The organism is Methylobacterium sp. WL64 (assembly GCF_008039945.1).
Taxonomy (GTDB): domain Bacteria; phylum Pseudomonadota; class Alphaproteobacteria; order Rhizobiales; family Beijerinckiaceae; genus Methylobacterium.
Genome location: NZ_VRVA01000010.1, coordinates 99,785 through 120,297, shown reverse-complemented (window position 1 = coordinate 120,297; position 20,513 = coordinate 99,785). Strand labels below are relative to the sequence as shown.

25 protein-coding genes are annotated in these 20,513 nt (G+C 67.7%); 11 read left to right on the top strand and 14 right to left on the bottom strand.

From position 1 onward, the window contains the following. Nucleotides 1-141: 141 nt before the first annotated feature. The 5 genes from FV242_RS08015 to FV242_RS07995 all read right to left on the bottom strand — a co-directional run bounded on the left by FV242_RS08015 (nucleotide 142) and on the right by FV242_RS07995 (nucleotide 4,138). Complete coding sequence (locus FV242_RS08015) at nucleotides 142-882, bottom strand: ABC transporter ATP-binding protein (protein ID WP_147938561.1); 741 nt, start codon at nucleotides 880-882, stop codon at nucleotides 142-144. Beyond that, a complete protein-coding gene (locus FV242_RS08010) occupies nucleotides 879-1,094 on the bottom strand; it encodes a hypothetical protein (protein ID WP_147906772.1) in 216 nt (71 codons plus the stop codon). Before FV242_RS08010 ends, FV242_RS08015 begins: the two co-directional genes overlap by 4 nt. 239 nt (nucleotides 1,095-1,333) lie before the next feature. Further along, nucleotides 1,334-1,768, bottom strand: coding sequence for a hypothetical protein (locus tag FV242_RS08005; RefSeq protein WP_147906763.1), 435 nt, complete (start codon nucleotides 1,766-1,768; stop codon nucleotides 1,334-1,336). Nucleotides 1,769-1,868: 100 nt separating this feature from the next. Further along, complete coding sequence (locus FV242_RS08000) at nucleotides 1,869-2,852, bottom strand: YVTN family beta-propeller repeat protein (protein WP_147938560.1); 984 nt, start codon at nucleotides 2,850-2,852, stop codon at nucleotides 1,869-1,871. 125 nt (nucleotides 2,853-2,977) lie between these two features. Continuing rightward, complete coding sequence (locus FV242_RS07995; protein WP_246692633.1) at nucleotides 2,978-4,138, bottom strand: ABC transporter substrate-binding protein; 1,161 nt, start codon at nucleotides 4,136-4,138, stop codon at nucleotides 2,978-2,980. A gap of 283 nt (nucleotides 4,139-4,421) precedes the next feature. Between FV242_RS07995 and FV242_RS07990 the strand changes: the two genes are divergently transcribed. From FV242_RS07990 to FV242_RS07955, 8 genes are all read left to right on the top strand, one after another. Continuing rightward, nucleotides 4,422-4,934: a DUF3280 domain-containing protein gene (locus tag FV242_RS07990; protein WP_147906760.1), complete on the top strand. Its 513-nt coding sequence runs from the start codon at nucleotides 4,422-4,424 to the stop codon at nucleotides 4,932-4,934. A gap of 28 nt (nucleotides 4,935-4,962) precedes the next feature. After that, nucleotides 4,963-5,664, top strand: coding sequence for a (5-formylfuran-3-yl)methyl phosphate synthase (locus tag FV242_RS07985; RefSeq protein ID WP_147938559.1), 702 nt, complete (start codon nucleotides 4,963-4,965; stop codon nucleotides 5,662-5,664). Then, nucleotides 5,661-6,233 (top strand): uridylate kinase, encoded by a 573-nt coding sequence (locus FV242_RS07980; RefSeq protein ID WP_147938558.1) that lies wholly within the window; start codon nucleotides 5,661-5,663, stop codon nucleotides 6,231-6,233. The genes FV242_RS07985 and FV242_RS07980 overlap by 4 nt, the downstream gene beginning before the upstream one ends. Beyond that, complete coding sequence (locus FV242_RS07975; RefSeq protein WP_147938557.1) at nucleotides 6,230-7,789, top strand: DUF6513 domain-containing protein; 1,560 nt, start codon at nucleotides 6,230-6,232, stop codon at nucleotides 7,787-7,789. Before FV242_RS07980 ends, FV242_RS07975 begins: the two co-directional genes overlap by 4 nt. Nucleotides 7,790-7,792: 3 nt before the next feature. After that, nucleotides 7,793-8,383 (top strand): DUF447 domain-containing protein, encoded by a 591-nt coding sequence (locus FV242_RS07970; RefSeq protein ID WP_147938556.1) that lies wholly within the window; start codon nucleotides 7,793-7,795, stop codon nucleotides 8,381-8,383. A gap of 115 nt (nucleotides 8,384-8,498) precedes the next feature. Then, nucleotides 8,499-9,032, top strand: a complete 534-nt coding sequence (locus tag FV242_RS07965) for an SRPBCC family protein (RefSeq protein ID WP_147938555.1) — start codon at nucleotides 8,499-8,501, stop codon at nucleotides 9,030-9,032. Nucleotides 9,033-9,124: 92 nt separating this feature from the next. Next, complete coding sequence (locus FV242_RS07960) at nucleotides 9,125-10,042, top strand: YncE family protein (RefSeq protein WP_246692420.1); 918 nt, start codon at nucleotides 9,125-9,127, stop codon at nucleotides 10,040-10,042. A 443-nt stretch (nucleotides 10,043-10,485) separates the two neighbouring features. Further along, on the top strand, nucleotides 10,486-10,752 hold the full coding sequence (locus tag FV242_RS07955) for a hypothetical protein (RefSeq protein WP_147938554.1): 267 nt from the start codon (nucleotides 10,486-10,488) through the stop codon (nucleotides 10,750-10,752). 133 nt (nucleotides 10,753-10,885) lie between these two features. On the opposite strand, the gene FV242_RS07950 is transcribed toward FV242_RS07955, so the two are convergent. The 8 genes from FV242_RS07950 to FV242_RS07915 all read right to left on the bottom strand — a co-directional run bounded on the left by FV242_RS07950 (nucleotide 10,886) and on the right by FV242_RS07915 (nucleotide 16,008). Then, the gene (locus tag FV242_RS07950; protein WP_147906753.1) at nucleotides 10,886-11,086 is read right to left on the bottom strand and encodes a hypothetical protein; all 201 of its coding nucleotides are present in this window, start codon (nucleotides 11,084-11,086) and stop codon (nucleotides 10,886-10,888) included. 71 nt (nucleotides 11,087-11,157) lie between these two features. Further along, entirely contained in the window at nucleotides 11,158-12,330 is a 1,173-nt protein-coding gene (locus tag FV242_RS07945) for an alpha/beta hydrolase (RefSeq protein WP_147938553.1), read from the bottom strand. A 94-nt stretch (nucleotides 12,331-12,424) separates the two neighbouring features. After that, a complete protein-coding gene (locus FV242_RS07940) occupies nucleotides 12,425-12,625 on the bottom strand; it encodes a hypothetical protein (protein ID WP_147906751.1) in 201 nt (66 codons plus the stop codon). 80 nt (nucleotides 12,626-12,705) lie between these two features. Further along, nucleotides 12,706-13,161 (bottom strand): response regulator, encoded by a 456-nt coding sequence (locus FV242_RS07935; protein WP_147906750.1) that lies wholly within the window; start codon nucleotides 13,159-13,161, stop codon nucleotides 12,706-12,708. A gap of 191 nt (nucleotides 13,162-13,352) precedes the next feature. Continuing rightward, nucleotides 13,353-14,225 carry a dienelactone hydrolase family protein gene (locus FV242_RS07930; RefSeq protein WP_147938552.1) on the bottom strand — a complete coding sequence of 291 codons (873 nt, stop codon included), beginning with the start codon at nucleotides 14,223-14,225 and terminating at the stop codon, nucleotides 13,353-13,355. A gap of 83 nt (nucleotides 14,226-14,308) precedes the next feature. Continuing rightward, nucleotides 14,309-14,713 carry a hypothetical protein gene (locus tag FV242_RS07925; RefSeq protein WP_147938551.1) on the bottom strand — a complete coding sequence of 135 codons (405 nt, stop codon included), beginning with the start codon at nucleotides 14,711-14,713 and terminating at the stop codon, nucleotides 14,309-14,311. Nucleotides 14,714-14,832: 119 nt separating this feature from the next. Then, nucleotides 14,833-15,327 carry a DUF192 domain-containing protein gene (locus FV242_RS07920; RefSeq protein WP_187278359.1) on the bottom strand — a complete coding sequence of 165 codons (495 nt, stop codon included), beginning with the start codon at nucleotides 15,325-15,327 and terminating at the stop codon, nucleotides 14,833-14,835. A gap of 75 nt (nucleotides 15,328-15,402) precedes the next feature. Next, nucleotides 15,403-16,008 carry a cold-shock protein gene (locus FV242_RS07915; RefSeq protein ID WP_147938549.1) on the bottom strand — a complete coding sequence of 202 codons (606 nt, stop codon included), beginning with the start codon at nucleotides 16,006-16,008 and terminating at the stop codon, nucleotides 15,403-15,405. 358 nt (nucleotides 16,009-16,366) lie between these two features. On the opposite strand from FV242_RS07915, the gene FV242_RS07910 reads away from it, so the two are divergent. Next, nucleotides 16,367-17,380: a heparan-alpha-glucosaminide N-acetyltransferase gene (locus FV242_RS07910; protein WP_147938548.1), complete on the top strand. Its 1,014-nt coding sequence runs from the start codon at nucleotides 16,367-16,369 to the stop codon at nucleotides 17,378-17,380. Between the two features lie 232 nt (nucleotides 17,381-17,612). Here FV242_RS07910 and efp read toward each other — a convergent pair whose 3' ends face one another. Further along, nucleotides 17,613-18,179 (bottom strand): elongation factor P, encoded by a 567-nt coding sequence (efp, locus tag FV242_RS07905; protein ID WP_147853941.1) that lies wholly within the window; start codon nucleotides 18,177-18,179, stop codon nucleotides 17,613-17,615. 234 nt (nucleotides 18,180-18,413) lie between these two features. Between efp and epmA the strand changes: the two genes are divergently transcribed. Together epmA and FV242_RS07895 are read left to right on the top strand one after the other, a co-directional pair. Beyond that, on the top strand, nucleotides 18,414-19,469 hold the full coding sequence (gene epmA / locus FV242_RS07900) for an EF-P lysine aminoacylase EpmA (RefSeq protein WP_147938547.1): 1,056 nt from the start codon (nucleotides 18,414-18,416) through the stop codon (nucleotides 19,467-19,469). Then, nucleotides 19,466-20,509, top strand: a complete 1,044-nt coding sequence (locus FV242_RS07895; protein ID WP_147938546.1) for a lysine-2,3-aminomutase-like protein — start codon at nucleotides 19,466-19,468, stop codon at nucleotides 20,507-20,509. The genes epmA and FV242_RS07895 overlap by 4 nt, the downstream gene beginning before the upstream one ends. The last annotated feature ends 4 nt before the right edge of the window (nucleotides 20,510-20,513 follow it).

The window sequence follows — 20,513 nt, the reverse complement described above, 5'->3', positions numbered from 1 at the left end:
GGGCAGCGCGACGGTGCAGGATGTAGTTGGCGTCGCGACCCTTCCGGATACGGCGCTCCCCTCTCCCGACCCGGCCTGACGGCCGGCCCCCCCTCCCCCGCAGAGGGGGGAGGGAGAGCGCGCGTATCGTCCGATCGGCCATCACGCCGCCGCTCTTCCCGGCTCCGCGACAAGGCGCCGGAACGCGTCGGCCAGGTTCTCGCCCGGCGCGCCGATATCCCCGGCCCGGCCCCGGGCGACGATCTGGCCGCGGTGCAGGACCACGGCCTCGTCCTCCGGAGAGATCTCCTCGAAGATGTGGGTCGCCCATAGGACCGACAGACCCTCCTCGCGCACCAGGGCGCGAACGATGGCCACGATGTCGGCCCGGGATTCGAGATCGAGCCCGACGGTCGGCTCGTCGAGCAGGAGCAGGTCCGGCCGGTGAATCAGCGAGCGGGCGATCTCGATCCGGCGCGACTGGCCGCCCGACAGCGTGCGGACCTTGTCGTGACGGCGGTCCGCCAGGCCGACCCGATCGAGCAACGCGCCGACGCGCAGCTTCCCGACCGTGCGAGTGATGCCGTGCAGGCTGGCGTGGTAGAGCAGGTTCTGCTCGACGGTGAGGTCGGTATCCAGCGTGCGCGCCTGGAACACCACGCCGAGCCGGGCCAGGGCCCGGGACGGCTCCCGGTCGAGCCCATGGCCGAAGATCGAGACCCGGCCGCTCTGGTTGTTGTAGAGCCGGGTGATCACCGAGAACAACGTGGTCTTGCCGGCGCCGTTCGGCCCCAGCAACGCCGCGAAGCGCCCGCGCTCCACCGTGATCGACACGTCGTCCAGCGCCGCGCGGGCCCCGAACCGGTGGCCGACATGCTCGACCTGCAGCGCCGCCTCGCTCATCGGCCCAGCGCCTTGCGGGCATCCGTCACCGCGTCGAGGCACTCGTCGAACTCGCCCTCCTTCTGCTCGCGCTCGGCTACCCGGAGGGCTTTCTTGAGTTTTGGGAGAGCGGCTTCGGACGGATTCGCCGCCAACGCGTCGCGGATCATCGTGATGCCCTCCGCGCAGGACGCCGCGTCGTCGGCCGCCAGGGCGGGGGTGGTCAAAAAGATGCTGACGAGTAAGAGCGCGAACCCCCTCCCCCCTCTGCGGGGGAGGGTGGCCCCCGAAGGGGGTCGGGAGAGGGGAGCGACGGTGAAGGATGAGGTAGCGACCTTCATACCGACGCAGCCTTGTCCTGAAGCCGGGCTCCCCTCTCCCGACCCGGCCTGACGGCCAGCCCAACCTCCCCCACAGAGGGGGGAGGGAGATGCGTTTTTGGCCTTGCGCCAAATTCTGAACCCGTCACCCATCACTTCACCGTCAACGTGCCGCTCATGCCCTTCGCCTCAAGGCCGCGCGCCTCCCACTTATAGGTACCGGGCTTGATCGCCACGAACTCGACGGCGATCTCGCCGGGATCGTCAAACTCCAGGTGATCGGGCGCGCCGCCGCCGTGGATCTCCTTGTGCTCGATGACGATCTGGTTGAGCCAGATGTAGCGGAAGAACTCGGGCGCGTAGAACTTGTACTCCTGCCGCCCCTTGGCGACGATGCGCAGCCGGTAGGCCTTGCCGGATTCCAGCGTGATGTCCTTGTTCTCGACCGCGAAATCGTTGCCCTGATCGTCGCCCAGGACGAGGTCGGGCAGGTTCTCGCGCTTCTTGGTCAGGTCGAGGGCCGTGGCCGGCCCGGCGGCGAACAGGCCGGCCAGGGTCAGGGCTGCGATCCGAAGCATCCGCGTCATGGCGTTCCTAAACCGTGCGCCGGCCGTCCGGCGGTCGTGTTCTGCGTCATGGGCGTCCGGCCGCGTCCGGCCAGACACCCGTGCGAAATCCCAAATCCCATCAGTTCGGGGAGACGGCGACGCCCCAGGGCAGCAGGCCGACCGGGATGCTCTTGACCACCTTCTCGGCGGCCACATCGATCACCGAGACGTCGTTGGAGGTGCCGTTCGTCGTGAACAGCATCTTCTGGTCCGGCGTGAAGGCGAGCTGCCAGACGCGCTGGCCGACGGGGAGGTACTTCTGGACCTCGTAGCTCTTGGCATCGATCACCGCGACCCGGTTGGCCGGGCCCAAAGCCACGAACGCCTTGGTGCCGTCCTTGTTGATGCGGATGCCGACCGGCTGGATCGCCTCGTCGTTCACGCTGGGGATCTTGAAGGTGATCTTCTTCACCACCCGGCGCTGCGCCACGTCGATCACGCTGACCGTGCCGCCGACCTCCGCGGAGACCCACAGGAATTTGCCGTCGGCGGTGAACTCGGCAAAGCGCGGCCGGGCGTCAACCAGCACGTTGTCGATCACCTGGAACGTCTTGGTGTCGATGAAGTGCGCCATGTTGGTGGTCTCGGAGGTGTTGACCAGGATCTTCCCGTCCGGCGACAGGCCCATCCCCTCCGGCTCGACCCCGACCGGCACCTCGGCCAGGACCTTGTTCTTCTCGATGTCGATGATCGTGACCTGGCTGTCGTCCTCGTTGGCGACGTAGAGCGGGTTGCCGGAGGCATCGAGGATGAACTGCTCGGGATCGGGGCCGGAGCGGAGCGAGCGCACGACCTTTCCGGAGCTGGCATCGAGCACGTCGATCCGGTCGTCGTCGCTGGCGCAGACGAACACCTCCTTGCCGTCCTTCGACACGGTGATCCCGCGCGGCCGGCGCCCGACCTTCCAGGTGGCGGTGACGGTCATCGTCGTCGTATCGATGACGCTGACGGAGTTGCCCTTCTCGTTGCTCACGTAGGCGGTGTAGGCAAAAGCCGGTCCGCAGAGGGCGAGCCCCGCTCCGAGGGCGACAACACTCAGACCTGCCTCGACGCGGCGGCGCATACGACTTCCTTCCCTTGTGGCGTCCCGGCGTCCTCGAAGGACGTTCTCGGAGTCCGATTGTAGAGCATCGTCCGCGCGTTGCGAGGGCGCACGCCCCTCACCAACGCCGCAGGCGGCGTCGAGCGTCATTTGAACTTGCAGGTGGTCTCCGGCAGATCGACGCCCAGCGTGTCGAGCAGCGTGCGCTGGTGCAGGAAGCCCTGCTCCGGCGCGACCGAGACCAGGGCCTTGGGCTGGACGACGATGACCGGCTGGCGCAGCTGGTGATCCCAGGGGCGGAAGCTCAGCGACACACCCTTGTAGGCCGGCAGGTTGAAGGCCGGATCGACCAGGTACGGGGTCAGCACGGCGGGATCGTTGGTCTTCTTGGCGGTGACGGCTTCGCCCACGGTCCGGATCGCCGCCCAGGCCTGGTAATCCAGCGGGCGCATCAGCCGGGAGGCGAGCCGCCGGAACCGGTTCTGCGCCTGCGCGGCCCCCCAGGTCTCCAGTACCGGCGACCACGTGGTCGAGGTCAGCGCCTGCGTGCCGCCGACGGGCCGCGGATCGACGGTGCGGTAGGACACGTAGTCGCCCCAGTCGCCCTCCTCGTCGGCCACGAGCGCCATGTCGTAGTCGAGCCCGCGGGTGAAGACCATCGCCTCGGCCCGGGTCGGGGTATCGCCCCGCGCCTTGGCCAGCGGCCCGAAGGTCCAGGGTTTCTCCGCGGTGATCTTCAGGCCGAACTTGCGCGCGGAGTTTCGTACGGCCTCGGCATAGGCCTTGTCGGCCTCGGTCGGCCCGACGATCAGAAAGACCTTCCGCCACCGCATCACCGTCATGTACTGCGCGATGGCGTCCGTCAGCATCGCCCGGGACGGCAGGATGTGGAATACGTTGGACCGGCAGTCGGCGCCACGCAGGCGGTCGTCCGGGGCGCCGGCGTTCAGCACCACCGCCCCGGTGTCCTTCACCGCGTCGGCCACCGCCAGCACCGCATCCGCCGGCAGCACCAGGACCAGGTAGTGCACGCCCTTGGCCACCAGCTCCCTGGCCGCCGCAACGGCATCGGGCTTGTCGTCGCTCAGCGCGACCGCATCGAGCGAGAAGGTCTGCTTGGTGAACCGGCCGGTGGTGTTGTTGTCGGCGATGCCCATCTTGGCGCCGGCCAGCCCCTCGTCTTCCGGGGCGGCCTCGGCGTCGTACGAGGACGGTGCCGGCTGCGGCCGGTAGATCAGGCCGATCGACGTTTCGATCGGTTGCGGCGCCGGCTGCTGGGCCTGCGCGGCGACGGGTGTCGCCAACATCCAGCCCGCGAAGAGAACGCGAAGGCTGACTGGGCGCTGCGTCCGATAACGCGAAGGCTGGACGGGAATTCGGGCCGGGGCGTGTGCAGGATCGTGCATGACGCGGCCTCTAGCAGCTTCGGATCCGGCCGCTCAACCGCGGCTTCTTGGTCGGACGTTCACGTTCGTGTCGTGGGCCACCGGCGCGCCGATGTACATTGCCAAATTGTCCCTTCGCCCGAGCTATAGTGGCGAAAACGCCGCCGGCAGCATCAGCGCCGGTCAACGAGAGGGAGCCCCGAGGATGCACCACCTGGTATCGTGCGCTGTGACCGCCTGTCTGCTGGCCGGGGCGTCCGGTGCCCACGCCGCCGAGAAAGCCGCGGTGTTCCCGGTGGAGTTGTTCGATCCCGGCGCCACCTACGGCACGCGGGTCCGGCCCATCGACACCAAGAAGTTGACGCTGGTCACGGACGAGCTGCGCAACGCCCTTCGCAACCAGGCCGGCCTGGATATCATCGACACAGCCCCGAAATCCGACGTGGTCGCCAAGGAGGGCCCGCTCTACAAGTGCAACGGCTGCGCGGCCGACATCGCCAAGAGCCTGGGTGCGGATCTCGTCGTGACCGGTTATGTGGAGAAGGGATCCGGCCAGATCTTCAACCTGAACGTCACCATCGCCGAGGCCGAAACCGGCAAGATGGTACGCGGCGGGCAGGTGACGATCCGGGCCGATACCGACGACACCTGGGCGCACGCCATGCGCTGGGTCGTGAAGAACCGCCTGCTCGCCGAGCCGTTGCCCGGCAAGTCGTGATTGCGTGCCGCCCATCTTCGAGAGATCCGTGTCCGCGTACCCCGTTCCGCCAGGCCCCCTGCCCCGCCTCCTCGTCAGCGTGCGCGATCCGGCCGCGGCCGCGGCCGCCCAGCTCGCCGGGGCCGACCTGATCGACGCGAAGGATCCGGAGCGCGGCGCGCTCGGCGCGCTCGCCCCCGCAGTGGTGAACGAGATCGTGGCGCGTGTCGCCGGCGCGGCCGTGACCAGCGCGGTGGCAGACCCGACGCCTGAATCCGTGGCCGCGATGGCCGGCACCGGGATCGACTGGGTGAAGGCCGGCCTCGCCCCCGCGCAACGCCGCGATATCAAGGCGCTCGCTGCCCTCGCTCAGACCGCCCCCGGCCGCCTGATCGCGGTCCTGTTCGCCGAAGACGGCTCGGCGGCGGACCTCGTCCCGGCTCTGGTCCGGGCAGGATTTGCAGGTGCGATGATCGACACGTCCGGAAAGGCCGGCGTCCGCCTGACCGACCTCGTCGAGCCCCAGGCGCTCGCGGCATTCACGACGGCCTGCCGGAGCCACGGGTTGATGAGCGGATTGGCAGGTTCACTCAGGGTCACCGACATCGCGACCCTCAGCGTGCACCGCCCCGACTATTTCGGTTTCCGCGGCGGCCTGTGCCGCGACCTGGACCGGCGCAACGGTATCGACCCGCTGCGGGTCGCCGAGGCCGTGCGCGCCCTGCGCCCGAACCAACGGGACGCCGCGTGACGACAATCCTCAAGATCGGCGGCAGCCTGGCGGCGGATTCGGACCGCCGCAGCGCCCTTCTGGCGGATGTAGCGGCAGGGCTCCACGGACGCTGCGTCGTGGTGCCCGGCGGTGGTGCCTACGCGGATGCCGTCCGTGCCGCCCAGATCCACGAGGGCTTCGACGATGCGGAGGCCCACCGCCGGGCGCTGGCCGCAATGGGTCGCATGGCGGCGGACTTTTGCTCAATCGAGCCCCGCCTCGCACGTAGCCCGGCGCCTTGGGCGGAGAACATCGACACTTCCTGGGTCTGGGACCCGACGAACTTGCAGGTCGGCGACCCTGACATCCCCGAGACTTGGGACGTCACATCCGACAGTCTCGCGCTCTGGCTTGCGCTACGAATGCGTGCCGCACGCTGCGTGCTGGTGAAGTCGGCCGACGCATCGTCACAGGAGGATGCCGATGGACTTGCCCAAAGCGGGCTGATGGATGCCGCCTTCCCCGCTTTCGCTGCACGCTACGAGGGCTCGATCGCGATCTGGGGACCGACCCGGAACGTCACACTCCGCCAGCGAGTGGTTGTTTGAGCGCCCTCGAGCACATCGTATTCGTCACCGGTCGCCTCGCCCGGGCGCGGCTCGAAAAAGTCGCGGCCGGTTTGCCGGCGACGATCCGGTGGAGCATCGCGGATGCCGGCGTTAAGGTCGCAGCGCTGATGACGGAAGAAATCATCCGCCGCCGGATCGAGATTCCCGAAGGCGCGACCCGGATCGTCCTTCCGGGTCGCTGCCGGGCCGATACCGCCCGGCTGGCCGAGCATTTTCATGTGCCGGTCGAGCGCGGCCCGGACGAGGTGGTCGATCTGCCGGCCTGGCTGGGGCTCGCCGGGCGCAAGGTGGACCTTTCGAAACACGACCTGCGGATCTTCTCCGAAATCGTCGATGCCTCGAAGATGACCCCCGACGAGATCCTGGCAAAAGGGCTCGACCTGGCCCGCCGCGGCGCCGACGTGATCGACCTGGGCGGGCTGCCGGACACGACCTTCCCGCATCTCGAGGAATCCGTCGCTGCCCTGAAGGGCGCCGGCCTTCATGTGAGCGTCGATTCCTTCTCCCTGGACGAGCTCGCCCGGGGCGCCCGGGCCGGGGCGGATTACCTGCTCAGCCTGAACATCGACACGCTCGATCTTGCGTTCGAGACCGACGCAGTGCCGATCCTGGTGCCCCTGCGCCCGGACGACCTGCCCTCACTCGACCGTGCGATCGAGCGGATGCTGAAGGCCGGGCGCCCGTTCCTGGCCGACCCGATCCTGGAGCCGATCCATCACGGCTTCGTGGATTCAATCGGCCGCTACCGCGACACCCGTGCCCGCTGGCCCGACATCCAGATGATGATGGGCACCGGCAACTTGACGGAGCTGACCGAGGCGGATTCGCTCGGCGTCACCGCTCTGTTGGTGGGAATGTGCTCGGAACTGTCGATCGGCAATGTGCTGATCGTCCAGGTTTCGAACCACACCCGCCGCACTGTCGAGGAGCACGACGCCGCCCGGCGGGTGATGTACGCGGCCAAGGCCGACTCCGCCCTGCCGAAAGGCTATGGGCGCGCGCTGTTGGCCCTTCACGACAAGCGCCCGTTCGTGCAGACCGCTGCGGAAGTTGCCCAGGCTGCAGGCGAGGTCCGGGATCCGAATTACCGGATCGCGGTCGCCGAGGACGGGATCCACGTCTACAACCGCGACGTCCACAGGGTCGGCACTGACGCGATGGCCTTCTTCCCTGATCTCGACGTGACGAGCGACGGCGCCCACGCCTTCTATCTCGGAGCCGAGCTCGCCAAGGCCGAGACCGCCTGGCGGCTCGGCAAGCGCTACGTCCAGGACGAGGCCCTCGACTGGGGCTGCGCGGCCGACGCTGACGTCGAGGACTCGACCGCGTTCAAGAAGGCCGGACACACCCGCCATTCCGGTCCCGACGCGCCTCCGCCCGGTACCCGCGATGCACGGCTGGTGAAGCCCGAGGCGGATGCCGACGCCCCAAAGACGATCTCGGAAGTCGAGGTCCGCTACGAGGCGCAGCCAGAGAACCCGCAGCCCGCAACCAAGCTGGTCTGCGGCCGACTGGTGCCGGCGGATAGGGCCTGAGCGATGCCGCTGATCCTCGAGACCATCGTCACCACGCTTGCGCCGTCCGGTGAGCTGCATCTCGTGCCGTTCGGGCTGATCGGCGAGGAAAACGGCTACGTGCTGGCGCCGTTCCGACCCTCGCCGACCATCGTCAATCTCGAGGCCAATCCGTGTTTCGCGGCGTCGAGCCCGAGGGACATCCGGGTCATCGCGGGTGCGGTAACGGGCCGGCGCGAATGGCCGACCGTGGCGTGCGCGGTCATTGCCGGCCGGCGGCTAGCCGACAGTTTCGGCCATGCCGAGTTCCAGGTCGCATCGGTCGAGGACCAGGAGACCCGGCCGCGCTTCCACGGCCGCCTCGTGCATTCGGCCGCCCACGCACCGTTCATTGGCTACAACCGCGCCCAGGCCGCGGTGCTCGAGGCGGCGATCCTCTCGACCCGGCTCCACATGCTTGAGCCGGACAAGGTGTTGACGGAGATGGCCTACCTCGCCATCGCCATCACCAAGACCGCGGGCCCGCGCGAGCGCGAGGCCTGGGGCTGGATCGAGGACAAGGTCGCTGAGGCTTTCGGGGCCGAAGCGCGCATTCTCGGTCGGGACGCAAGCTAGATCCGTATCCGAGAAATCGAATGCGGCTCTGACACTCACTTGTGACACGCACTCGGACGTAGAACCGGTATCTCGATGCCGGACCGCGCCCCGGAGGCGGGAGGAGCAGGACACGATGAAGAAAATGACCCTGGCCCTGGCGGCCACGGCCGCCCTGGTGGCGGCGACCGCGCAGGCCCACGGCCCGACCCGGCGCAAGATTTCCGAGTCGATCGAGATCAACGCCCCGGCCGACAAGGTCTGGGCCGTGATTGGTGACGTTAAGAACGCCGACTGGATGGAGAACGTCACCAAGACCGAGGTCAGCGGCGACGTGCCGAACAAGTTCACGCGCACCCTAACGCTGAAGAACGGCAACCAGATTCAAGAGACCAGCAACAAGTACAAGCCGGACGAGAAGCTTTTTTCGTACTACATCGAGAAGGTCGATGTGAAGGACCTGCCGGCCAACGATTACTCTGCTACGATCACGGTCGAGCCCGCGGGCGACGCCAAGTCCAAAGTCGAGTGGAAAGCGGCCTTTTATCGCGGCTACATGAACAACGATCCGCCGCCCGAACTCAACGACGAAGCCTCCGAGAAGGGCGTCGGTGCCTGGATCAAGGCGAGCCTCGCCAACTTGAAGGCCAAGGTCGAGAAGGGCTCGTGAGCCTGCGCGGGTTTCGCAAAAGCGTCCTGCGGTTTTGCGATAAAAACCTGCGCCGTCACCGCAAATGGGGCCAGGCGGCGTTCGTCGCCGGCCTGTCCCTGACCGCGACGCACGCCCGCGCCGAACAGGCGCGGGAAGCGATCGTGACGACGCAGCTTGGCGGCGCGGTCGAAATTGTCGATCTCGCAGCCGGCAAGGTGGTGCGTAGCATCAAGCTCGACGGGGCGCCGGCAGGAATCGCCCTGTCGCCCGATCGCAAGCGGGCATACGTCACGCGGCCCGAAGGTCACGGTCTCGCGGTGCTTGATCTCGATGCCGGCCTCGTTGCCGCAGAAGTGCCGCTGCCGGGTGGACCCTTGGGCGTCGCTGCCGATCCGATGGGCGTCAAAATCTACGTGGCGGATTGGTACGGGCATCGCCTGTTCGTTTTGACCGAGCGCGACGGCCACCTGATCCCCGATGGCGAGATCGCGGTCGGCGCCTCGCCATCGGGTATCGCCGTCTCACCCGACGGTGCGACGCTCTACGTGGCCAACCGGGAGGCCAACACGGTCTCCGTGGTCGATGCCAGGACCCGCAAAGAAACCAAGGTCATCCCCGTCGGGCAGCACCCGTTCGGAATTACCCTGGATGCTGCCACTGGCCGCGCCTACACGGCGAACGTCACGAGCGACGACGTCTCCGTGATCGATCTGGCGGCCGGACGAGAGATCGGTCGGATCCCGACCGGTCGGCGACCCTATGTGATCGCCCTTACGCAAGGGCGCGGCTTCGTGACCGATCAGTATGCCGGCAGCGTCACAGCCTTCGATCTCACGACTCTCAAGCCGCTCGCGGATATCGACGTCGGCGATCATCCCGAAGGCATCGCGGCCGACGCTGGCGGTCGCCTCTACGTCGCCAATTGGGGTGACAACACGCTGAGCGTCCTCGACGGCCGGACGCTGAAGGTGCTGACGACCATCCCGACCGGGAACGGCCCCCGCGCGTTCGGCGATTTCCTCAGGTAGTGCAGCTGCAAGATCGTGGGTCGCCCCCACACCTTCATCGCCCCGTTCAAGGGTGATGGCCGCTTCGAACTGTTCGCGATGACGGGCGTGTAGCAACCGCGATTGTGAGTAGCGAAAGCACGTCACCGGGCATCCAGACCAACGATGTGGCGTGTGAGCCCTGATCGGTCGACCGGAGGCGTCCTTGAATGGAACGCCGTGCCGGACAACCCCGACACAGAGCGGCAGCGCGGCAAACGGGGCACAGCCTCGCGATCGGAGCGCGCCGGATCACTGAGGTAGCCCGCAAGGCCGATCCGGTCCGCACGCATTGCAATCCGCGCCCTCGGCTCGATCGGCGACGTAGCCTGCCCAAGGCTCCGAGAGTCCGCGCCCGAGAACCGAGCAGGCCGCATGTGAAATGCGCCGAGGAACCTCGAAACGGCCAAGTCGCTTGCCCTTGCATGCCGGACACGACACCCGCAAAGAAGAAAACGCCGGCGAAGCCGAAGCGGGCTAAGCCCGTCGTGAAACCACCTGCCAAGGTCGGCATGGCTACGCAGCTCGCTGCGATCCAGGACCGCTACCGTCGCGCCATGACTGCCGCCCTTGATCACCCGCATCGCGAGCAAGGCAATCTGATCCGCATCGCCTTGGCCGCCCTGCTGGCCGAGAAAGTCGCGCTCGGCGTCGCGGACGGTGAAGAGACGGCTGAGGCTGCGGAATCGTAGTTCCTGGCGCCCGTGCGAAGGCAACTGCCCGCCGCGAAAGCGTCTTGCCCGACCATTCAGGTAAGACGCTCCCGATCTATGCCGGGCCTCCGCGACCATCCGTTGGGGCTGATCCACGGAACGAACCGATCGCTCAGTCCAGCTGACGGTTTGGCGCCCGACGGTAGGCGATGCGGGCGATGACAAGGGCGCCACCGATCTGGAGAAAACCGGATTCACCGAGATCCGCCGGCGCATAATGCGCCTGGATCAGCAATCGTGTCAGCGCGTTCAGCGCAAGGAGAGTCAGGCAGAAGGCTGCTGCAGCGAGCAGACTGGCGACGAACTCGGGCATGCTTCGTTTCCCGTGTCGAACACGGACAGAGTAGCAAGCCCTACGCCAAGGGAAAGGCGGGTGTTTGTCGATCAGCGCTTTCTACCTGGCGAAGCCGGAGTGGCTGCCTGGGCCGCCGGCGCCGCCAGTCGGGGCGTTTCCACCGAGAGGCGCTTCACCGGCCACCCGTCGCTCCAGCGCTCCATGTCTGCGAGCCGCGGATTGTTCTTCATCGCATTCGCGTCCGAGCCGGCGAAGGCAGCGGCAGCGGCGATGTCGAAGGTCTTCCAGAACCCGAGGTAGTCCAGCGCGTCGACGCGGGCGATATTGATCTGTGCGACCAGCGTCTGCTGTTCGCCGGTCAACGCCATATCGGCGGACCAGCGGAACGGCGGCGGCTTCGGGGCGTCCTTGGCCGCGTCCTTTGGATCCGGCCCCGGCTTGATCGCGCCGCCATCATAGGCTGTGTCGGTTCCGGCGGGAGCCGCGAGCGTGGCCGTCAGAGCGGGGAAGCCGTGATCGTCCGAGAGGGCGCGCACGAAGAGCTTACGCTCCAGCGGTACGGCACTCGCTTCACGCAGCAGCCGTTTCGCCGCCAGGTCCGCCGCCCGGGTATCCTTGTCGCCGACCATGGCGATGAGCAGGGTGGAGGACTGGATGCCGGACAGCTCCGTCAGCGCGATTCCCCGCGATTTGGGGCCGCTGGCGATGCCGCCCGGCGCGGCCATGAAGATCAGCTTCGGGACGGGGAGGCCATGCTGCTTGGCGTCGGCGGCCATGTCCATGGCGAGCGGGGCGCCAGCCAGGTGCCCGATCAGGGCGACGCGGCCGAGATCGGGTTTGGCGTCCGCGTCCGAGGCCAAATCCGCCAGCGCCGCTTTGACCAGGCTTTCGGCGAGGCCGGGTGCGTCGGCCGGGCGCGTCCGGTTCACGTCCTGAAAGCGCGGGTAGAGCACAAGCCAACCCTGGCGGGTGAGATGGTCGATCCAGCCGCCGTAGCTTTGCGGATTGACCACGCCCCATCCGTGCAGGAACACAACCACGGGCCGGCCGGCCTCCGGGGCGGCGCCCGCAGCGTGGAACGCGAACGTCGTCGCGGTCCCACGCCCGAGCAGACGCTTCATGATCGTCGCCTTGCGGTCGCCGAAACCGCCGGCCCCCTCAGACGGCTGCGGCGGCGGGGACGCGGCTTGGGCAACGCTCAACCCCGCAAGCGCCAGGATCACACCGGCGGCAAACGATCCGCGAAGAACATTGAGACGCATGAGGGGCTCGACTGAGAGACGCGATGCGCCGGCAGGTCAGAGCGCGCTGAATAGCAGATTCATTGGCCTTGGCGACTCATCCCGACCTGATCGGTCAGGCGCCGCAAGCGCGCTCGGATTCCGGACGGTCCAGGCGCTCGGCCAGCGCCAGGATCTCGGCTGGGACGGCATCGGCGATGGGCCTGTAGTGCGCGCGCAGCTCGTCGGTCACCGTGTCGAGGAGATCGGCCTCCTGATGGGCGTCCCAAGAGCGCCGACGCAGGGAATCGGCGTAGTTGGCAGCGACGATGAGCATGATTGATCTGAGCTGCCGACGGAGTTGCTCGGGATCGGGCGTCTTGCGCCCCGGGAGTGCCGTACAACCCGGAGTAGGTCTCAGGTTTCCAGACCCGGCATAATTAATTTTCCGCCCGGTCCGATCACCGCCGGGCCGGTCGACGCCGACGGACGACCGGCCGCCTGCTCGACCCAGGCCAGAATATCCTCGGCGCGCCAGGGCTTCGGGATGAAGGTCGCCGACATGCGCAGGTCGCTCGGCTGGTCGCCCGCATCCCCGGAGGTCAGCAGCACCCGGACCCGCGGCCAGGTCACGCCGATGATCCGCGCAAGTTCGAAGCCGCCGATCGGTCCGGGCGTACGCACGTCGGAGAACACGACGCTGACTTCGTCCGCGCGGTCGTTGAGGATGGCGAGCGCCCGTTCGGCAGTCTCAGCCTCGATCACCGTGAAGCCGGTATCCTCCAGGAGCGTGGCCGCGAGGAAGCGCTCGTCGGGTTGGTCCTCCACGACGAGGATGACGGGCTTCTGTCCGGGCTGTACCGAGTCGCTCATGGGCCGGGACACTCTACAGGGGCTGAACGGCGGTCGCGACGATCGGTTCAACGCTCCGATCGCAGCGAATGGCCGGACCCGCGCAGGCACAGATCCTCCTGCGACCCTGGCATATTCGGCAAGTTGTGGCCGTGTCCCGGGAAGCACAGCCATCCAGGAACATCCTGGTAAGACCGCCAGGATCGGTTTGATCAGCCGACGCCGTTGGCTTTCAGGAAGGCGAGAGCGCGGGTCCAGCCGTCCTCGGCGGCGTCCTTGCGGTAGCTCGGCCGATAATCCGCGTGGAATCCGTGCGGCGCATCCGGGTAGATCACCAGTTCGACGCTCCTGCCCGCCTGCCTGGCCTTGTCGCGCGCTTCCTCTGCGGAGGCCGGCGGGATGCCGGTATCGGCGCCGCCGTAGAGTGCAAGCAACGGCGCGTGGATCTCGGCCGCGACATCTCCGGCTGTGCGCGGCTGGATAGGAGTCCGATCACCGCCGAGGGGGCCATACCATGCGACCGCCGCCTTCAGGTCGCGACGATGCGCCGCGTACAGCCAAGCGTCGCGACCACCGCGGCACCAACCCATCACGCCGAGCCGACCGGCATCGCCCTTGGCAGCGGAGGCGGCCCAAGCCGCGGTGGCGTCGAGATCGCCGATCCACTGCGCGTCCGGGGTCTTCGAGATGATGTCCCGGATGATGATCTTGGGATCGGTCATGGTCGAGAGGTCGCCCTGCCGGGCATACAGTTCGGGCGCGACGGCGCAGTATCCAGCCTTGGCGAGGCGACGGCAGATGTCTTTAATGTACTCGTGAACCCCGAAGATCTCTTCGATCACCAGCACGATCGGAAACGGCCCCGCCCCATTGGGTACCGCCCGGTAGGCGGGCATCGGACCGTCTGCCGCGGGGATTTTGACCTCGCCGGCCTCGATACCGGTGGCATCGGTGTGAATCGCCTGCGCCTCGACACGGGTCGTCGCGACAGTCAGGCCACTGATGAGACTGGTCATCACGAAGCCGCGCCGCGACAACGGCGGTATCATCAGCCCGTCGAGTTCGGCGTGATTGCTGTCTGCCATGATCTTCCCTCCCGCGATCCTACGTAGAGGGCTATCCGCCGGCACCGGCCATGGTCAAATGCGTCCGCGGCACACCCGAACCTTCATGCGCCTGCCGCCGCCAGTGCGCGCCTGACCGGCTTGGCCGCGACACGGACCGTCGCCGGAGCCGCGCGGGGCTTCAGCACGTCGGCAAGCGTTACGAAGCTGTCCGGCGTGGATGCGTTCACTGCTCGGATCCCGTAGCCCAATGCAAAGGATCGAGTCAGGTCGGCATCGCGCGCGATTCCGAATTGGTCGAGCGCTGCCAGGAATGCCTCGCGAAACAGGCTTGGCCGGCACCAGGACTTTTCGGCCATCTGCAGCGGCCAGTCCCAAAGGTTTTCGGCCCGCCGTGTCGCAAGGCCGACCCGGCTGATGAAGTAACCCGTGCAACGGTGCTCTAGCCCGTCCGCGCTCACCGACCAATCGTCGTTGCCGAACAGCTCGGCATCGGCCACGTTGCTCATCGGGTCCTCCGCGCAAGGCCGGCACTCCGAAGCGCCGGAACAATTCCGGAACATTGGCTCGGAACATCCCGACGGTCAAGGCCATTGTTCCCGCTGCGTTCACGCCAGACCCAGTCGCCTCAGCGTCCCTTGAACAAAGGGTGCTCGATCCGGTCGCCGGCCTGGATCCCGAGCTTGGCGGCCGTCCCGGCATTGAGTTCGAGTACGGCAGAGACAGGGCTGCCGGACGGGATGATCGCGGTCGACAGCGGCTCGGTTTCGGCGGCGATCCGGCTCACGGTCCCGTCCGGACGAATGAACAGCATGTCGAGCGGCAGATAGGTGTTCTTCATCCACATGGTCACGGGTTCGGCGCGTTCGAAATCGAACAGCATGCCATGCTCCGGCGCCATGTGCCGGCGGAACATCAGCCCGCGTGATCGGCCGGCGTCGTCACGCATCACCTCGACGTCGAACCGCTTCGGCCCGGCCTTGGTGGCGATGGTCAGTGGCTCTGTCTTGGCGGCGTTCTGCGGTGATGCGCTCTGGGCAGTGGCCTGATGGACGGAAAGCGGCGCGACCAGGATGAGGCAGGCGATGGCCGCCGCTTGCGGGACGCGGAATAGAACTCTCAAGGACAGCCTCTCGGGAAATGCGGTCGCGGGCGGTGTGCCGACCGCAGATTCAGATAGCGCGCGCGAAATGGGGCGTCAGTGAGAGGCCGGGAGCGCCCCGTCGACGAGACGGATCTCGGCCGCCATGACGCCCTTGGAGCCGTCGCCGTAGCGCACCAAAACGGCGTCGCCCGGCTTGAGCTCGGCGATGCCGTAGCGGCGCAGGGTTTCCATGTGGACGAAAATATCCGGCGTGCCGTCGCCGCGGGTCAGGAAGCCGAAGCCGCGCAGCCGGTTGAACCACTTCACCACCGCCGTCTCCAGGCCGCTCGTTGGCGTGACCGAGACGTGGGTGCGCGGCATCGGCATCTCGGAGGGATGCACGGCCGCGGACTGATCCAAAGTCAGAACTTTGAACGCCTGCCAGCCGCGCGGGCGCTCCACCGCCTCGACGACGATGCGCGCGCCTTCGCTGGCCGCCTGGAACCCGTCCCGCCGCAGGCAGGTGACGTGCAGCAGGATGTCGGGGGCGCCGTCGTCGGGTACGATGAAGCCGAAGCCCTTGGACACGTCGAACCACTTGATGCGGCCGGAGACCTCTACGAGGTCGAGTGCCTCGTCCTCACCGCCGGCCGCTTCGGCGACACGGCTGTCCTCGGTCCGATTGGGATTCTGCAGCCCGGATCCGCGTTCATCAGACATGGCCGAGCAACCTACACCGAATCACGCCGCGCGCTCTCACAGCAAGATTAACGAAGTCCTGATTCCCGGAAAGCCCATATGACCGGCATAGGAGCCCTCGCGAGTTGCAATCTTGCCTGGGGGAGGCAGGTCCGCAACAGTCGATCGGTCGCAGGGAGAGCGGAATTGGGCGTCCTGTCGCCACCAAGGCATCTGGATCGCCCGCCATATCGCGTCCAATCAGGTTTTTGCGACCTTCGTGCGCCCGTGTTCACGTCTTCGAGAGCGGTTTCGATCGCGGCAAGGGCGCGGCTGGGGCGCGGCGCGATCTCGAGCAGCGGTGGCGTCCGAGGTCCAGGCGTGGTTTGAGCCCATCGCCATGTCGATAGCCCCCGCACCTCCCACGCCCCCTGAGACGACCAAGCGCGCCGCGCGGGCAGGCCGCTACCCGATCATCGACGCGGTGCGGGCGGCGGCCCTCGTGGCGATGGCGAGCTACCACACGCTTTGGGACCTCGGCTTCCTGCGGCTGACGGCCGAGAATTACGCGCTGACGGCGGCGGGCCACCGGGCGGCTGAGACGATCGCCGGGAGCTTCCTCACGCTCGTCGGCGTCGGACTAGTCTTGATGAACGGGCGCGGCATTCGTGCGCGCCATACCGTGCTGAGGCTCGCGCGGATCGGCGGGGCTGCGCTCCTCGTGACACTCGGGACCTGGATCGCGTTTCCCGACGCGTACGTGTTCTTCGGCATCCTGCACTGCATTGCCGTCTCGAGCGTGCTCGGCCTGCCGTTCCTCTTCGCCCCTGTGGCGGTGACGGCGCTCGCCGCGATGGCGGTCTTCGCCGCACCGCTCGTGGTGCACGGGTCTCTGCTCGATGACCCGATCCTGTTCTTCCTCGGCCTTGGTTCCGGGACGCCGCGAACCAACGATTACGTGCCGTTATTCCCGTGGTTCGGGTTCGTCTTGTCGGGGATCGTCCTCGGGCGGCTCGGCCTGCCGATTCTTGCGCGGTCCCAGCTCGGCAACTGGGCGCCGCGTTCGGCACCTGGGCGTGCGGCGACGTTCTTGGGGCGCCACAGCCTGATCGTGTATCTCGTGCACCAGCCCGTGCTGCTGGGGCTGCTCACCGGTCTCGTCACCCTGACGGGACCGAACCCGATGGCTGGTCTCCGCGCGTTTCGGGCCGATTACGTGACGATCTGCACACGCACCGGCGGGGAGCCGCCGCTCTGCCGCATCGCGGCCCGGTGCACCTCCGATGCGCTGATCAAGGAGGATCTTTTCCGGGAGGATGGCCGCCCCTTCAGCCCGGCAGAGCGGTTGCGGGCACAAGCCCTAACGCAGGGCTGCTACGGGTCGATCGAGGCGGCCTCTCGAATGCCGAAGTAGGATACGAACCGCGGCAGCCTTGCAAGACAGCGCAGGGTGCGTCCAACCCACTGCCTTGGTCTAGCGAAGAACGTATCGCGGGCTTCGAAGGAGCCGCTCAGGGATCGTCGAACGATCGGGAGAACTCCTGATCAACACCTGCATTGCGTCGGCATCTCAGGATCAGGGCGCGGGCAAGATAAGATCTCCAGCCCACGCCATGATCGTCTCGCAGTCAGAATCCCCTAGCAAATCAATCCTTGGCGCGCTCGACGTAGGCGCCGTCCGCCGTCATCACCACCACGCGGGTACCGGCGGCGATGTGAGGCGGCACGGTGGTGCGGACGCCGTTCGAGAGGGTGGCGGGCTTGTAGGACGAGGAGGCGGTCTGGCCCTTGAGCACCGGCTCGGTTTCGGTGACCTCCAAGGTCACCCGCTGGGGCAACTCGATGGTCAGCGGCACGTCGTTATGGCTCGACAGCATCACGGCCATGCCCTCCTGAAGGTAGGGGGCGGCGTCGCCGACCACGTCCGCCGGTACAGCGACCTGCTCGTAGCTCTCGGGGTTCATGAAGTGGAACCCCTCGGCGTCGCTGTAGAGGAAGGTGTGCTCGCGATCCTCCACGAAGGCCCGCTCGACCTGCTCGGTGGTCCGGTAGCGCTCGGACACCTTCACGCCGTCCGTGATGCGGCGCATGTCGAGCTGGGTCACCGGGGTGCCCTTGCCGGGATGGATGTTCTCGACGAACAGGATCACGTAGAGCTTGCCGTCCTTGTCGACGACGTTGCCCTTGCGGAGCGTTGAGGCGATCACCTTCACGGAATTCGGTCCTGCATTGACAAGGCGGGTCGGCACGCGCCAAGCGCGTGCACTGGATCTCAGGCCCCGCCACTATCGCATCTGCGGCGTGGTTGCCAGCCGGCGAACCTCACCCGGCGGTCTCGGCGAAAGGCACCGATGCTTCCCCGCGGTGGATCGGAGGCCAGCCTCGCGCCTGGGTCGCACTCACGGCGGCTTGCTCGTGCCTGGGGCCGGCCATGCTGGAGACCGATTGTGACCGGAGCTGTCTCGCCCTGGTGGGCGCCCGACCGCCACGCCGACCGCAGGCCTCGCCTGCTGCTGCGCAACCGGATTCTGGCCGCGTTCCGGGCCTGGTTCGCGGAGCGGGACTTCGTCGAGGCCGAGACCGCCTGCCTGCAGGTCTCCCCCGGCAACGAAGCGCATCTCTCGGCCTTCGCCACCGAAGCCATCGGCGGCAGTGGCGCGCGGACGCCGCTCTACCTGCACACCTCCCCGGAATTCGCCTGCAAGAAGCTGCTGGCTGCGGGCGAAACGCGGCTCCTCAGTGTCGCTCGGGTGTTCCGAAACCGTGAGCGCGGCCCTCTGCACCACCCCGAATTCACCATGCTGGAATGGTACCGCGCTGGCGTGCCCTACACGGCGTTGATGGCCGATTGCGCCGAGCTTCTGGCGCTTGCCGCCGAGACCGCCGGCACACGCCGGTTCGACTACCGGGGCCGGGACGCCGACCCGTTCGCCGCGTGCGAGCGGCTGACCCTGGCCGAGGCGTTCGCGCGCTTTGCCGGCATCGACCTGCTGGCCACACTATCGCCGGATGGCGAGACCGACCGCGACGCCCTTGCCGGCGCCGTGGAGGCGGCGGACTTGCGCGTCGCCCCGGATGACACGTGGGCGGATCTGTTTTCGCGGGTTCTGGTTGCGCGGATCGAGCCGCATCTTGGTATCGGGCGCCCGACTATCCTGTGCGAATACCCGATCAGCGAGGCGGCCCTGGCCCGCCCGGTGCCGGACGATCCGCGGGTCTCCGAACGGTTCGAGCTCTATGCCTGCGGTGTCGAACTCGCGAATGCCTTCGGAGAATTGACCGATCCGGTCGCGTTACGCCGCCGTTTCGACGCGGAGATGGCGGTGAAGCTGCGCGTTTACGACGAAGCGTATCCGATCGACTCCGACTTCTTCGAAGCATTGGCCGTAATGCCCGACGCGTCCGGCATCGCCCTCGGCTTCGACCGCTTGGCCATGCTGGCCTGCGGCGCGAATCGCGTGGACGACGTGATCTGGACGCCGGTCGTGGAGACCCTGCCGTGAACCGCACGCTGCGCAGCGCCGCCGACCTCGCCGAGGCCGGCCTGCTGTCCGGCCCGGAGGCGGAGGCGCTGCACGATGTGCTGGCGCGCTACGCCGTCTCGGTCACCCCGGACATGGCCGAACTGATCGACCGGGACGATCCGGCGGATCCGATCGCCCGTCAGTTCGTGCCGCGGGCCGAGGAGGCCGTCGCCGCCCCGGAGGAGCGCGCCGACCCGATCGGCGACGAGGCGCACGCTCCGGTTGTGGGCATCGTCCACCGCTATCCGGACCGCGTGCTGCTGAAGCCGCTGCACATCTGCCCGGTCTATTGCCGGTTCTGTTTCCGCCGGGAGATGGTCGGGCCGGACGGCCTCGGCTCCCTGACCGACGCGGAGCTCGATGCCGCCCTTGCCTACATCGCGCAGGACCCGCGGATCTGGGAGGTCGTCGTCACCGGCGGCGATCCGTTCGCGCTCTCGCCCCGCCGGCTCGGCGCGATCGCCGACCGGCTGTCGGCGATCGCGCATGTCCGGGTGATGCGGATCCACACCCGCGTGCCGGTGGTGAAGCCCGACCTCGTCGGCGACGATCTGGTGCGGTCGCTCAAGCGGTTCGGGCGCGCGGTGTTCGTGGCGCTCCACGCCAACCACCCGCGCGAGTTCACCCCGGCGGCTCAAGAAGCCTGCGCCCGGCTGGTCGATGCCGGGATCCCGATGGTCAGCCAGTCGGTGCTGCTGCGCGGGGTCAACGACGATCCCGCCACCCTGGAGGCGCTGATGCGGACCTTCGTGGAGAACCGGATCAAGCCCTACTACCTGCATCACGGCGACCTGGCCCCAGGCACGGGCCATCTGCGCACCAGCCTCGACGCGGGACAGGTGCTGATGCGCGCCCTGCGCGGCCGCCTCTCGGGTCTGGCCCAGCCGACCTACGTGCTCGACATTCCCGGCGGCCACGGCAAGGTGCCGGTCGGCCCCGGGTACCTGCGCGAGGCGGGCGACGGGACGCGGGTCACCGATCCGAACGGGTGCGAGCACGCCTACCCGCCGAAAGTCTGAGGGA

What these genes read in the sequence shown, in the direction of transcription:
- FV242_RS08000 (WP_147938560.1), bottom strand. Translation starts at nt 2,852, where the DNA reads ATGCGCCGCCGCGTCGAGGCAGGTCTGAGTGTTGTCGCCCTCGGAGCG.
- FV242_RS07930 (WP_147938552.1), bottom strand. Translation starts at nt 14,225, where the DNA reads ATGGCAGACAGCAATCACGCCGAACTCGACGGGCTGATGATACCGCCG.
- FV242_RS08005 (WP_147906763.1), bottom strand. Translation starts at nt 1,768, where the DNA reads ATGACGCGGATGCTTCGGATCGCAGCCCTGACCCTGGCCGGCCTGTTC.
- FV242_RS07910 (WP_147938548.1), top strand. Translation starts at nt 16,367, where the DNA reads ATGTCGATAGCCCCCGCACCTCCCACGCCCCCTGAGACGACCAAGCGC.
- FV242_RS07970 (WP_147938556.1), top strand. Translation starts at nt 7,793, where the DNA reads ATGCCGCTGATCCTCGAGACCATCGTCACCACGCTTGCGCCGTCCGGT.
- FV242_RS07915 (WP_147938549.1), bottom strand. Translation starts at nt 16,008, where the DNA reads ATGTCTGATGAACGCGGATCCGGGCTGCAGAATCCCAATCGGACCGAG.
- FV242_RS07990 (WP_147906760.1), top strand. Translation starts at nt 4,422, where the DNA reads ATGCACCACCTGGTATCGTGCGCTGTGACCGCCTGTCTGCTGGCCGGG.
- FV242_RS07995 (WP_246692633.1), bottom strand. Translation starts at nt 4,138, where the DNA reads ATGTTGGCGACACCCGTCGCCGCGCAGGCCCAGCAGCCGGCGCCGCAA.
- FV242_RS07955 (WP_147938554.1), top strand. Translation starts at nt 10,486, where the DNA reads ATGCCGGACACGACACCCGCAAAGAAGAAAACGCCGGCGAAGCCGAAG.
- FV242_RS07940 (WP_147906751.1), bottom strand. Translation starts at nt 12,625, where the DNA reads ATGCTCATCGTCGCTGCCAACTACGCCGATTCCCTGCGTCGGCGCTCT.
- FV242_RS07935 (WP_147906750.1), bottom strand. Translation starts at nt 13,161, where the DNA reads ATGAGCGACTCGGTACAGCCCGGACAGAAGCCCGTCATCCTCGTCGTG.
- FV242_RS07950 (WP_147906753.1), bottom strand. Translation starts at nt 11,086, where the DNA reads ATGCCCGAGTTCGTCGCCAGTCTGCTCGCTGCAGCAGCCTTCTGCCTG.
- FV242_RS07945 (WP_147938553.1), bottom strand. Translation starts at nt 12,330, where the DNA reads ATGCGTCTCAATGTTCTTCGCGGATCGTTTGCCGCCGGTGTGATCCTG.
- FV242_RS07965 (WP_147938555.1), top strand. Translation starts at nt 8,499, where the DNA reads ATGAAGAAAATGACCCTGGCCCTGGCGGCCACGGCCGCCCTGGTGGCG.
- FV242_RS07925 (WP_147938551.1), bottom strand. Translation starts at nt 14,713, where the DNA reads ATGAGCAACGTGGCCGATGCCGAGCTGTTCGGCAACGACGATTGGTCG.
- FV242_RS08015 (WP_147938561.1), bottom strand. Translation starts at nt 882, where the DNA reads ATGAGCGAGGCGGCGCTGCAGGTCGAGCATGTCGGCCACCGGTTCGGG.